Source organism: Mycobacterium gordonae (assembly GCF_002101675.1).
Lineage (GTDB): Bacteria > Actinomycetota > Actinomycetes > Mycobacteriales > Mycobacteriaceae > Mycobacterium > Mycobacterium gordonae.
Window position 1 is genome coordinate 14,978 of record NZ_LQOY01000055.1, and the last position, 12,841, is coordinate 27,818.

At 66.5% G+C, this 12,841-nt stretch carries 13 protein-coding genes; 11 read left to right on the top strand and 2 right to left on the bottom strand.

Annotated elements, in window-relative coordinates; genetic code table 11:
* Positions 1 to 13 precede the first annotated feature (13 nt).
* The 11 genes from AWC08_RS09485 to AWC08_RS09535 all read left to right on the top strand — a co-directional run bounded on the left by AWC08_RS09485 (position 14) and on the right by AWC08_RS09535 (position 9,173).
* Positions 14 to 985, top strand: a complete 972-nt coding sequence (locus AWC08_RS09485; protein WP_065136724.1) for a pirin family protein — start codon at positions 14 to 16, stop codon at positions 983 to 985.
* Positions 986 to 987: 2 nt separating this feature from the next.
* Positions 988 to 1,632, top strand: coding sequence for a TetR/AcrR family transcriptional regulator (locus AWC08_RS09490; RefSeq protein ID WP_082986702.1), 645 nt, complete (start codon positions 988 to 990; stop codon positions 1,630 to 1,632).
* Between the two features lie 54 nt (positions 1,633 to 1,686).
* Complete coding sequence (locus AWC08_RS09495) at positions 1,687 to 2,607, top strand: class I SAM-dependent methyltransferase (RefSeq protein WP_065136722.1); 921 nt, start codon at positions 1,687 to 1,689, stop codon at positions 2,605 to 2,607.
* A gap of 5 nt (positions 2,608 to 2,612) precedes the next feature.
* On the top strand, positions 2,613 to 3,545 hold the full coding sequence (locus tag AWC08_RS09500; protein WP_142283494.1) for a class I SAM-dependent methyltransferase: 933 nt from the start codon (positions 2,613 to 2,615) through the stop codon (positions 3,543 to 3,545).
* The gene (locus AWC08_RS09505) at positions 3,545 to 4,465 is read left to right on the top strand and encodes an SAM-dependent methyltransferase (RefSeq protein WP_065136720.1); all 921 of its coding nucleotides are present in this window, start codon (positions 3,545 to 3,547) and stop codon (positions 4,463 to 4,465) included. Before AWC08_RS09500 ends, AWC08_RS09505 begins: the two co-directional genes overlap by 1 nt.
* A 119-nt stretch (positions 4,466 to 4,584) precedes the next feature.
* Positions 4,585 to 6,024, top strand: a complete 1,440-nt coding sequence (locus tag AWC08_RS09510; protein WP_085087719.1) for an aldehyde dehydrogenase family protein — start codon at positions 4,585 to 4,587, stop codon at positions 6,022 to 6,024.
* Between the two features lie 74 nt (positions 6,025 to 6,098).
* Positions 6,099 to 6,959 (top strand): SDR family NAD(P)-dependent oxidoreductase, encoded by an 861-nt coding sequence (locus AWC08_RS09515; protein ID WP_065136718.1) that lies wholly within the window; start codon positions 6,099 to 6,101, stop codon positions 6,957 to 6,959.
* Between the two features lie 6 nt (positions 6,960 to 6,965).
* A complete protein-coding gene (locus tag AWC08_RS09520) occupies positions 6,966 to 7,934 on the top strand; it encodes an NADPH:quinone oxidoreductase family protein (RefSeq protein WP_065136717.1) in 969 nt (322 codons plus the stop codon).
* Between the two features lie 52 nt (positions 7,935 to 7,986).
* A complete protein-coding gene (locus tag AWC08_RS09525; protein ID WP_197522065.1) occupies positions 7,987 to 8,403 on the top strand; it encodes a (R)-mandelonitrile lyase in 417 nt (138 codons plus the stop codon).
* 79 nt (positions 8,404 to 8,482) lie between these two features.
* Positions 8,483 to 8,863, top strand: coding sequence for a PPOX class F420-dependent oxidoreductase (locus AWC08_RS09530; protein WP_069435252.1), 381 nt, complete (start codon positions 8,483 to 8,485; stop codon positions 8,861 to 8,863).
* A gap of 16 nt (positions 8,864 to 8,879) precedes the next feature.
* Positions 8,880 to 9,173: a DUF427 domain-containing protein gene (locus tag AWC08_RS09535; RefSeq protein WP_065136715.1), complete on the top strand. Its 294-nt coding sequence runs from the start codon at positions 8,880 to 8,882 to the stop codon at positions 9,171 to 9,173.
* 17 nt (positions 9,174 to 9,190) lie between these two features.
* Here the strand turns inward: AWC08_RS09535 and AWC08_RS09540 are convergent, their stop codons facing one another.
* Together AWC08_RS09540 and AWC08_RS09545 are read right to left on the bottom strand one after the other, a co-directional pair.
* Positions 9,191 to 11,041: a PE-PPE domain-containing protein gene (locus AWC08_RS09540; protein WP_069435251.1), complete on the bottom strand. Its 1,851-nt coding sequence runs from the start codon at positions 11,039 to 11,041 to the stop codon at positions 9,191 to 9,193.
* Between the two features lie 106 nt (positions 11,042 to 11,147).
* A complete protein-coding gene (locus AWC08_RS09545; protein ID WP_069435250.1) occupies positions 11,148 to 12,800 on the bottom strand; it encodes a PE family protein in 1,653 nt (550 codons plus the stop codon).
* Between the last annotated feature and the right edge of the window lie 41 nt (positions 12,801 to 12,841).

The window sequence follows — 12,841 nt, forward strand, 5'->3', positions numbered from 1 at the left end:
GAGGAGGCTTCCAATGCCCGCTATCACCGCAGACACGCTCACCCTGGCACGGGTGAACCCGGCCGGGCCCGCAGACACCGAGCGGCCGGTCCGATCGATCACCACCGGGCCCCGGGGTTACGAGGGCCTGGGCTTCCCGGTGGTCCGGGCCTTCGCCGGGGTCAGCACCGCCGCCCTGGACCCGTTCATTCACATGGATCAGATGGGCGAGGTGGACTACGAACCGGGCGAGCCGCGCGGTACCGACTGGCATCCGCACCGCGGCTTCGAAACGGTCACCTACATGATCGACGGAAAATTCGCCCACCAGGACTCGCACGGCGGCGGTGGCCTCATCGGCGACGGTGCGACGCAATGGATGACGGCCGGATCCGGGATCCTGCACATCGAGACCCCGCCCGCGGAGATGGTCACCAGCGGTGGTCTCTTCCACGGCATCCAGTTGTGGGTCAATCTGCCGAAACGCGACAAGTTCGCCGCGCCCCGGTACCAGGCCATCGAAGGCACCGACTCGACACTGCTGTCGTCCGACGACGGCGGGGCGCTGATCCGTCTGATCGCCGGTGAAATAGACGGCCACCGCGGACCGGGAGCCACTCACACGCCGATCACGGTGGCCCACGCGACGATCGAAAGCGCCGCACGGCTCAATATCCCGTGGGACCGCGACTTCAACTCTCTGATCTACGTGCTGTCCGGACAAGGCTCCGTGGGCCCGGCCGGGCACCCAGTCCGGCAGGGTCAGCTGGCGGTCCTCGGAGCGGGTGATCGGATAACGGTGACCGCGCAGCCGGGTCCCGCGCCGGCGCTGGACGTGTTGCTACTGGGTGGGCGGCCGATCCGCGAGCCGGTCTTCCACTACGGACCGTTCGTGATGAACACGCGGGCCGAGGTGATCGAGGCGCTCGAGGACTACCAGTCTGGCAAGTTCCGTAGCATCCCGCCCAACGCTCTGATGCCGCACCGTGGTGGTGGCACACTCTAGTAATGCCTCAACTGGCAAGTCGGGGACCCGGGCGTCCCCCCGCCGCAAAAGCTGACGACACACGAAAGCGCATCGTGCGGGCGGCACGTCAAGTGTTCAGCGAACGCGGGTACGACGGGGCGACGTTCCAGGCGATCGCCGTCCGGGCCGATCTGACCCGGCCGGCGATCAACCACTACTTCGCCAGTAAGCGCATGCTGTACACCGAGGTGGCCGACCGGACCAACGAACTGGTAGTCACCGCCGGCATCGAACGGGCGCGCTGCGAGTCGACCCTGTCCGGCCGGCTCGCCGCCTTCATCACCGTCGCGCTGGAGGCGGACGCTCAAAACCCATGCACGGCAGCATTTTTGAGCACTGCCGTGCTGGAGTCGCAACGGCACCCGGAGTTGAAACGGGACGACAACGATGCGATATCGACCACCCGGCAATTCCTGCGCTCGGCGGTCAACGACGCCATCGCCAGCGGCGAGCTCGCCCCCGGCACCGACGCCGCCGTGCTGGCCGAGGCGTTGGTGATGATGTTGTGCGGCGTCGGGTTCTATGCCGGTTTCGTGGGCAGCTACTCCGAAGTGGAGAACATCCTCGAGACGCTGCAGCAGCTGATCACCGGCAGTCTGTGGCGGACTCAGGTCCAGCCGCGGTGACCTGAGGCACAAACCGTATAGGTTGCCTAACTTATTAGGTAACATGTCCGGGACATGACTGATCTGCACTCGCCCTCGCTGCGGACGGCCGGCGACAGCTGGCACATCACCGAAAGTGTCGGCGCCACCGCATTGGCGGTCGCCGCCTCGCGGGCAGTGGAGACAGCCGGACCCGACCCGCTGATCCGCGACGAATTCGCCGCCGTCTTGGTGTCCTCGGCCGGTCCGGCCTGGGCCCGGCTGGCCGACGCCGAGATGGGCTGGCTCGACGGCGACGAGCACGGCCGGCGGATACACCGAGTCGGCTGTGACTATCAGGCTGTCCGCACCCACTACTTCGACGAGTTCTTCGGCACCGCTACCGCGTCCGGTATCCGGCAGGTGGTGATTCTCGCCGCGGGCCTGGACTCGCGCGCCTACCGGTTGGAGTGGCCGTCCGGCACCGCGGTGTACGAGATCGACCAGCCCCGGGTGCTGGAGTACAAGGCCAAGATCCTGAGCTCACATGGCGCCGATCCGGCGGCGGTCCGGCACGCCGTCGCGGTCGACCTGCGCGACGACTGGCCGGCCGCGCTGACCGACGCCGGCTTCGACCCCCAACGTCCGACCGCGTGGCTGGCCGAGGGTCTGCTGGCGTACCTGCCCAGCGACGCCCAGGATCGGCTGTTCGAGATGTGCACCGCGCTGAGCGCGCCGGGCAGTCAGCTCGCCGTCGAAGCGTTCAACATGAAGGTGACGGGGAACAAGCAGCGCTGGAACCGGATGCGGGACCGGCTCGGCCTGGACGTCAACGTCGAGGCGCTCACCTATCAGGAGCCACACCGCTCCGATCCCGCGCAGTGGCTCGCCGAGCACGGCTGGCAGGTGGACAGCGTGGACAACCATGAAGAGATGGCGCGCCGCGGCCGGCCGGTGCCGCAGGACCTGATCGACGAGGCCATCACCAGCAGATTGATGCGAGGAGTACGCGAATGAGCACACTGCGCAGCCACGACGACACCTGGGACATCAGGACCAGCGTCGGCTCCACCGCGGTGATGGTGGCCGCCGCCCGTGCCGTCGAAACCGACCAGCCCGACGCGCTGATCCGTGACCCCTACGCCAAGTTGCTGGTCACCAACGCCAACGCGGGTGTGCTGTGGGAGGCGATGCTTGACCCCGCCGTCGCGGCGAAGGTGGAGAAGCTGGACGCCGAAGCCGCCGCGATGGTGCGGCACATGCGCGGCTATCAGGCGGTGCGGACCAACTTCTTCGACACCTTCTTCGCCGACGCCGTCGCTGCGGGCATTCGCCAGGTGGTGATTCTGGCCTCTGGCCTGGACTCACGTGCCTACCGGCTGGACTGGCCGGCCGGCACCACGGTCTACGAAATCGACCAACCCCAGGTGCTGGAATACAAGTCCGCCACCCTGGCCGACAACGGGGTAACACCGTCGGCCGAGCGCCGTGCGGTCGCGATCGACCTTCGCCAGGACTGGCCGGCCGCGTTACGCGAAGCGGGTTTCGACCCGAGCGCCCGCACCGCGTGGCTGGCCGAGGGCCTGCTGATGTACCTGCCTGCGGAGGCGCAGGACCGGCTGTTCACCCTGATCGGTGAGCTGAGCCCGGCGGGCAGCCGGATCGCCGCCGAAACCGCGACGTCGCACGCCGACGAACGGCGCGAGCAGATGCGGGCGCGGATCAAGAAGATCGCCGAGCAGATCGGTCTGGAACAGACCATCGATATCGGTGAATTGATGTACCGCGATGAGCACCGTGCGCCAGTCGCGGGCTGGCTCAACGACCACGGCTGGCGGGCCTCCGCGGTCAGCTCCGGTGACGAGATGCAACGACTGGGACGTTGGGTCGCCGAAGTGCCGATGGCCGACGACAAGGACGCATTCTCCGAGTTCGTGACGGCGGAGCGACTGTAATGCCGCGCACCGCGGACGACTCCTGGGACATCGCGACCAGCGTCGGAGCCACCGCGGTGATGGTTGCGCTGGCCCGGGCCGCCGAGACGGCGAGCGAGGCCCCGCTGATCCGGGACGAGTTCGCCGAGCCGCTGGTGTCCACACCGGAGCTGGCAGCCGTGCGGGAGCAAGTCGCCGCCTGGTGGACCGCCGAACCCGATGACGACGAATACTCGGTCGACTCGCAGCAGATGATCAACTACCAGGCCGTCCGCACTCATTTCTTCGATGCGTACTTCGCCGACGCCGCCGCATCCGGTATCCGCCAGGTGGTCATCCTCGCAGCAGGGCTGGACTCGCGGGCCTACCGGCTGGACTGGCCGGCGGGCACCGCCGTGTACGAGATCGACCTGCCTAAGGTGCTCGACTACAAGGCGCAGACGCTGGCCGGTCATGCCGTCGTCCCCCGCGCCGATCGGCGGGCGGTCGCCGTCGACCTGCGTCACGACTGGCCGCAAGCGCTGCGCGACGCCGGTTTCGACTCCGGCCGCCCGACGGCGTGGCTCGCCGAGGGGCTGTTGCCGTTCCTGCCCGCGTCGGCGCAGGAGTCGATGTTCGCCTCGATCGACGAGCTCAGCGGGCCGGGCAGCCGGGTGGCGGTGGAGATATTCGGGGTCGACGCACAGCGGCGCCAGGAGGCGCAGCAGCGGTGGGCGCAGTTGCGAGCCAAACGCGAAATGCGGGGTGAGGACACCTCTTTCGACCCCTTCGACCTGTGGTTCGACGACGACGGGCGCCCCGATCCGGCCGACTGGTTCACCGCGCGGGGCTGGGCAACCGAATCGGTCAGCGCCCGCGACGAGGCAACCCGCCTGGGCCGGCCGCCGCAGGCCGACGCCGGGCCATTTCAGAACGGCTTCATGGTCGCGAACAAGTCCTGACCGGATCTTTCCGGTCGCCGTCCTATTGCAGGCAACACCGGGTGACTAGGATCGCGGTTATCACCGATGAGCGACCGCGCGCGACAGGCTGCGGGCACCTCGGGGAAGGAAGGACAACGATGACCACCGATTCCCTGCCGAAGACTGCGAACACGCTCGCCAACGGGCACGCAGCCGTCCCGAGTGTCGCCGACACCGTGGCGCGGCTGCGCAAGACCTTCGCCACCGGGCGAACCCGCAGTTATGAGTGGCGCAAGCACCAACTCGAGCAGCTGACGAAGCTGGTGGAGGAGAACGAACCGGCCATCGCCGCGGCCCTGGCCGAGGATCTGGACCGCAACCACGTCGAGGCGTTCATCGCCGACATCGCCACCACCGCGGGCGAGGCCAAGTACGCGGCCAAGAAGCTCAAGAAGTGGATGCGGCGCAAGTACCTGCTGCTGGAGGCCCCGCAGCTGCCCGGGCGCGGCTGGGTCGAGTACGAGCCGTACGGCACGGTGCTGATCATCGGCGCCTGGAACTACCCCTTCTACCTGACGCTGGGTCCGGCTGTCGGCGCCTTGGCCGCGGGCAACGCCGTCATCCTCAAGCCTTCCGAACTGGCTCCCGCGTCGTCGCATCTGATGGCCGAACTGGTGCCCAAGTACCTGGACAAGGATGCGGTCGCGGTGATCGAGGGCGACGGCATGGTCAGCCAGGAGCTGATCTCGCAGGGTCTGGACCGCGTCATGTTCACCGGGGGCACCGAGATCGGCCGCAAGGTCTATGAGGGTGCGGCACCGCATCTGACCCCGGTGACCCTGGAACTGGGCGGCAAGAGCCCGGTGGTGGTGGCGGCCGACGGAGACGTGGACGTCGCAGCCAAGCGGATCGCCTGGCTGAAGATCCTCAACGCCGGTCAGACCTGCGTCGCACCCGACTACGTGCTGGCCGACGCGTCGATCCGCGACGAACTGGTCGACAAGATCGCCGCATCCATCACCAAGTTCCGCGCCAAGGACAACCAGGACGGCATGCGCATCGTCAACGAGCGCCAGTTCAACCGGTTGAGCGGCTACCTCTCCGAGGCCGAGGCCGACGGGACGTCGAAGGTCGCCGTCGGCGGCAAGTGCGATGCGTCGAGCCTGCGGATCCAGCCGACCGTGGTCGTCGACCCGGCTCAGGACGGGCCGCTGATGCAGAACGAGATCTTCGGACCGATCCTGCCGGTGCTCACCGTCAAGAACCTGGACGAGGCGATCGCTTTCATCAACGCCCGGCCCAAGCCGCTGTCGGCGTACCTGTTCACCAAGTCCAAGGCGACCCGTGAACGATTCATCAAAGAGGTGCCCGCCGGCGGCATGCTGATCAACCACCTCGCCTTCCAGGTGTCGACCGCCAAACTGCCCTTCGGCGGAGTCGGGTCCTCCGGCATGGGCGCCTACCACGGCAAGTGGGGCTTCGACGAGTTCAGCCACCGCAAGTCGGTGCTGACCAAGCCGACCCGCCCGGACTTCTCCAGCATGATCTACCCGCCCTACACCGAGCGGGCCTTCAAGCTGGCACGCAAGCTGTTCTAGCCGAACCTTCGATCGCGCCGGCACCAGGTCCTGGTGCTGGCGCTCAACCCTGATAGCCAGCAGAGAGGAAACTGATGCCCGGAGTGCAGGATCGCGTCGTCGTAGTCACCGGAGCCGGTGGGGGATTGGGCCGTCAGTACGCGCTCGCTCTCGCCCGAGAGGGCGCCAGCGTCGTCGTCAACGACCTCGGCGGTGCCCGCGACGGCACGGGCGGTGGATCGGCCATGGCTGACCAGGTGGTGGCCGAGATCCGGGACGGCGGTGGTCGCGCGGTCGCCAATTACGACAGCGTCGCCGAGGCCGACGGTGCCGCCAACATCATCAAGACCGCGCTCGACGAATTCGGCGCGGTGCACGGTGTGGTGAGCAACGCCGGCATCCTGCGGGACGGCACCTTCCACAAGATGACATCGGAAAACTGGGACGCCGTGCTCAAGGTGCACCTGTACGGCGGGTACAACGTCATCCGCGCCGCCTGGCCGCACTTCCGCGAGCAGAGCTACGGCCGGGTCGTGGTCGCCACCTCGACCAGCGGGCTGTTCGGCAACTTCGGCCAAACCAACTACGGCGCAGCCAAACTCGGCCTGGTCGGGTTGATCAACACGCTGGCGCTGGAGGGGGCCAAGTACAACATCCACTCCAACGCCGTCGCACCCATCGCGGCCACCCGGATGACCGAGGACATCATGCCCAAGGAGGTGCTGGAAAAGCTGACGCCGGAGTTCGTGGCGCCGGTGGTGGCCTACCTGTGCACCGAGGAGAACGCCGACAACGGATCGGTGTTCGTCGTCGGGGGCGGCAAGGTGCAGCGCGTCGCGTTGTTCGGTAACGAGGGCGCCAACTTCGATACGCCGCCGACTGTTCAGGACGTGGCCGACCACTGGAGCCAGATCACCGACCTGTCCGCCGCCACAAAAGCTGGATTCAAGCTCTAAATTTTAATGAAAGCCGCTGTTGTTCAAGAGCTTTCCGGGCCGGCCGGCGTAGTTTACACAGATATCGACGACGTCTCCGACGGCGGTGGCAACATTGTCATCGAGGTGCGCGCCGCGGGCGTGTGCTTCCCGGACCTGCTGTTGACCAAAGGCAAATATCAACTGAAGCTGCCGCCGCCGTTCGTTCCCGGCATGGAATGCGCCGGGGTGGTGCGCTCGGCGCCTGCCGACTCGGGTTTCCGGATGGGCGAACGGGTTTCGGCGTTCGGCGTGCTCGGCTGCTACGCCGAACAGGTGGCCGTCCCGGCTTCCCATGTGATCCGCAGTCCCACCGAACTCGACGATGCCGAAGCGGTGTCACTGCTGGTCAACTACAACACCATGTATTTCGCGTTGTCGCGCCGTGCGGTGATGCGGCCGGGCCAGACGGTGCTGGTCCTCGGAGCGGCCGGCGGGGTGGGCACCGCCGCCGTGCAGATCGCCAAGGCCATGGGGGCCAGCCAGGTGATCGGGGTGGTGCACCGCGAGACCGCGATGGACTACGTCGCCGCACTCGGCGCCGACCGGGTGCTGCACCTGGCCGAGGGGTGGGTGGAACGGGTGCACGAGTACACCAACGGTCAAGGGGTCGACATCGTCGTGGATCCCATCGGCGGCCGCACCTTCGACGACGCGATCCGCGCGCTGGCGATCGACGGCAAGTTGCTGGTGATCGGCTTCGCGGCGGGCAGTGTCCCGACGCTGAGTGTCAATCGATTGTTGCTGCGCAACATCGGAGTGCTGGGCGTGGCGTGGGGTGAATACCTGAACAAGGTTCCCGGTTCGGCGGTGCTGTTTTCCTCGGGCCTCAACCAACTGGTCTCTCTCGGACTCAAACCCCCTCCGCCGCAGCGCTATCCGCTTTCGGAGGCGCGCGCGGCGCTGCAATGCCTTAACGACGGCGGGGTGCTCGGAAAAGTCGTCCTGGAACCCTAGGCCGCGCTTCCCTATCCTCTATACCGTTATCTCTCACCGGAGGAGGACGGTCATGGACGAACACGAGCCGGAAATGCAGATCACTCATGAGGCGGATCGCCCGGCGATGGACGGGCCGGCGCAGTTCTTCACCGGCGACGTGACCATGAAGCAACTCTTCGGGCCGGCAGGTTCCTCGAAAGCCCATGGTGGACAACTCACATTCGCCGCCGGCGCCCGCAGCGTCTGGCACACCCACCCCGCGGGCCAGCGGCTGATCGTCACCGAGGGCACCGGCTGGGTACAGCAGTGGGGAGGCCCCCGGCAGCAGATCAATCCGGGCGACGTGGTCTGGACGCCGGCCGGGGTCAAGCACTGGCACGGTGCAACCCCGGGTACGGCGATGACCCACATCGCCATCCAGGACGAAGTCGACGGTCGTTTCGTCGACTGGCTGGAGCAGGTGAGCGACGACGATTATCTGAGTTGAGGATCATTGACCTGCAAGGTCATTCGCTCCTACACTGTCGCCACTCCGCTTCGTTCGTCAGCCCAAAGGAGCAAGGCCAATGGCGGCATTCACCGACACCGAACTCGAGTACCTGTCCAGCCAGCGGCTCGGCAGACTGGGGACGGTGACGCCGAAGGGTTCCCCGCAAGTTCGGCCGGTTCGTTTCACCTACAACGCCGAGCTGGGCACCATCGACATCGGTGGAAAGGCCATGGCGGGGAGCCGCAAGCTGCGCAACGTGGAGAAGAACCCCAGCGTGTCGTTGGTTCTCGACGACCTGGCCAGCGTCGACCCGTGGCGTCCCCGCGGTATCGAGATCCGCGGCGAGGGTGAGGCCCTGTCCAGCGAAAGCGGCGCGATGATCCGCATTCATCCGCGGCGAGTCCTGGTCTGGGGCCTCGACCCTGAGTCCCCGAAGCTACAGGCACGCAACGTGTGATGCGGCCGCCGCCAACGTGATTCGAGCCGTGTGGAACGGTGCGGTGCTAGCCGAGGCGCCGCGCACCGTTCGGGTGGAGGGCAATCACTACTTCCCGCCCGAATCGTTGCGGCGCGAGTTCTTCACCGAGAGCAAGACCTCGTCGCTGTGTCCGTGGAAGGGCGTGGCGCGCTACTACAACGTGACGGTCGACGGCCAGGTCAACGCCGACGCCGGCTGGTACTACCCCAAGCCCAGCCCGCTGGCACGAAAGATCAAGAACCACGTCGCATTCTGGCGTGGGGTCACGATCGAGGGCGAGCAGGAATAGAGCGTCTTCGCGTGCGCCTACGCGCCGGTGAGATCGCCGATCACCGATCCCAACGCGTCGGTGAGCACAATGAACTCGAACCCGGCGGCCAGCGTGCCGACCGCGACGTCAGCGGCGATCGGTTTGCCGATGGCGTTGAACAAGCCCACCGGATCACCGTTGACGGCCTGCTGGATTCCATCCAGGAACAGGTTCAGGTTGTAGGACGGAACCGTGGTCAGCAACGTGTTCACGATGTCTGCCGTCGGCAGCGCGACGGCGTAGGTGTCGGCTGCCGCACTGGTGATGGCGGTGGTGAAGTTGGTGTTCGCCGACCTGAGCGCGTCGAAGAAGGTGTTGACCGGGGAGGCGGTCGCACCAGGCAACGAGAACGGCAGCGACAGGCCGCCGGTGCCACCGCCGGCCGACAACAGGCTGGCCAAGCTGGCCGCCGACGGTAGATTCATGGCGCCGACGGCCTGCGTGAAGTCGTTGACGCCCTGCCCCGCAAGGGCGATCTGGTCGCCGACGAAGTTGGTCGGGATCGGCGGGAGCACTTCGAACGAGGTGGCAACATCGGCGTAACCGGTGTTGTACCCGTAGTGCGGGTCGCCGTAGCCCCAGTTGACCAGGTACGTCAGGTTCGGTTCGACGAGGGCGGCCAACGGCGCGCCGATCACCGGGATGGCCCTGATCGGCGACAGCAGCGGCAGGCCCGGGTAGGTGATCATGTAGTACTTGTCCAGGCCGTTGTTGCCGGGGGAGACCGGTAGTTCGACGAGGTTGTAACCGGGCGGCAGCGCGTTCGGGTTGAGGTCGGGATAGTCGCCGTGCACCGTCTGGATGCCGAGGAACGCATTGAGGTCGGCCAGGAAGTTGATCGGGTACTTCGGGAAGTCGGCATAGCCGTCGTACTGCAGCGTGAACGTGTTGACCGGGTAGCCGGAGCCGGTCGGTTGGGCGCCGTAGAAATCCAGGCCGATGGCCGGCAGGGACAGGCCGGGGAAGCGCGACAGCAGACCGCCGTTGGGGTTCATCGGGTTGCCCAGCAACGTGAAACTGATATCGGCGGTGTTGGGACTGCCGGCCGCGATCAGGTTGCGCAGCTCGAGCGACGAGATGACGGCGCTTTGCGAGTAACCCAGAACGGCAACGCTCTTTCCTTGCGCGATCAGGCCGGTGGGCCCGAACAGGGCGTTGTCCAGGATCTCGACGCCCCGGTCGACCGACACCTGAAGTGTCAGGTCCTTGATCGCCGTCAGGGGATACAAACCCTCAGGGGTGTTCAGTGGTATCGACAGCGGGTTGGTCACCCCGAAAGCGGCTGTGATCCAAGGACGAATATCGGTCAGGTAGGACGGCGGCGGTATCGGCGTGCCGCTGCCTGCCATGATCAACGCCTCGTCGTAGGTCAAACCCGAGGGCGGCACGAACGGGATGACCGTGCCGCCGCCCGTCGTCGCCGCGGGTGCACCGAACAACGGCGCGAACAGTGACTGGATCGGCGCCAGCAACGGCTGCAGGGGAGTAAGCAAGGGCTGCAGCAGCGCCTCGATCGGTGAGGCTGCCGCGCTGAAAGCACCCGCTCCGCCCAAGACCTGCGCCGCGTTGGCGATTTCAGCTTCGGCGTAGGTGAGGCTCGCCGTCGCCAGGGCACGATTGAACTCCTCGTGGAACACTGCCGCTTGACCGATGACCTCCTGGTATTCCTGACCGAACGCACCGAACAGTTGCGCCGCGGCCGCCGAGATTTCGTCGGCCGCCGCGGCGGCCAGGCCGGTGGTCGGGCCGGCGGCGGCGGCGCTGGCCTCGGTGAGGGCGGTCCGGATGCCGGCGAGGTTCTCGGCGGCGGCACTGAGCAGTTGCGGTTGCGTCGTCACGTACGACATCAGCTAATTTCCTTCACAGGCACAGGTTTTCCAGGTGTCAGACTAGAACGGTCCGGCCGGGCGCATGGTGCTTTTTTGGGCTAAATAACTTTTCGGACGGTCAGTCTCAGGGGATCAGAGACTGAATGTCTTTCAGGGTGTTGACCACCGCTTCGGTCAGCACCAGGAATTCCACCGCGCCCGCCACCGTGGCCAGACCGACGTCGGCGGCGATCGGAAGCCCGATCGCGTTGATCAGGTTACCCTGCGCCAATTGCTCGGTGAACAGCGCCGCGTTGTACGCGGGCAGCGAGGTCAGCACCGAGGTCGCGATGTCCGCGGTGGGCAGCAGAACGGCGTAGTTGGTCGAGGCGATCGACCCGACGGTGTTGGCGATCTCCTGCGGCGTCGGGAGCGCGGCCACCTTGGCTCCGATCTCGGTCGGCGACGGGAGCGCGAGTGTCGGGGCGGTGACCGGTTGGCTGGCCATGGCGTGCAGGTCCGCGCTGAACTGGTTGATGCCCTGCTGGGTCCCGGCGGCCAGGGCGTTGAAGACGGTGCCCGGGGCGACATCCGGGAACAGGCCGAACGGCGTCGGGACGTCGGCCGGACTAGTTGAGTAGCCGTAGTTGGGGTCGCCGTAGCCGAGATTCACCAGCACCCGCATGTCGGGCTCGATCAGGTTGGCCAGCGGGTTCCCGATCACGGGTACGGCACGCAGCGGTTGCAGCAGCGGCAGTTGCTGGGTCGGCAGGATGAAGTACTCGGTGTTGCCGGTATAGCCCGGAGACGTCTGCAGCGGAATGGCGGCATCGATCTGCGCCTGGGTCAGGTTGAGGTACTGGGGGTGGACGAAGACGATGCCCGCCACCGCGTTCAGGTCGGAGATGATATTGAGCGGGTACCTCGGGAAGTCGGCGAAGCCGTCGTATTCCAGCGTGTAATTGCGGACCGGATAGATGGTGTCCGACGGGGTGGACCCGTAGAACTCCAGACCCAGGCTGGACATGACCAGACCGGGGAACCGGGACAACAGGCCCCCGTTGGGATTCATCTCGTTACCGGTCAAGACGAAGTTGAGCATGTTCGCCGGGGGAGGGGTGGCGCCGAAGCTCGACAAACCTGCCGCGAGATTGCGCATATACAGCGACGAGATGACGGCGCTCTGCGAGACGCCGAAGACGGTGACCGATTGGTTCAGATCCTGAATCTGGTGGTAGGCCGCGGCGTCCAGGGTGGTGAGCCCGATCTGGACCGACTTGTTGAAGTACATGCTGCGGACGCCGGTGAGCGGATAGAGCTCCTCGGGGGTGTTCAATCCTTGCAGTTGCGCAATGGTTGTGCCGATGTAGTTGTTCGCCTTCTGCAGGAAGTCGGCGGTGACGATCGGAACGCCGGTGCCGCTCATGACCAGCGAAATATCGTTGGGCACCCAGGGGATCGCCGCCGCGGTCGCCGCCTGCGCGGGCGCGGCGAACGCGCCACCCAGGGCCGCGGCGGCGGCGCTCTCGGCCTGGGCGTAAGCCGAACCCGCGGCGGCCAAGGTCCGGTGGAACTCGTTGTGGAAGGCCTCGAATTGCGTTACCACATCCTGGTATTCGCTTCCGAACGCGCCGAACAGGTTCGCGATCGCCGCCGACACCTCGTCACCGGCCGCCGCCAGCAGGCTCGACGTCGGCGTGGCCGCGGCGGCACTGGCCGCGCTGAGCGTCGCGCCGATTGCCTCGATGTCGGCGGCGGCCGCCACCATGCCTTGTGGCTCCGCCAGCAAGAACGACATAGCGCAGTTCCTTCCCCATCAAGCCGCACCGGTTTGCGCAA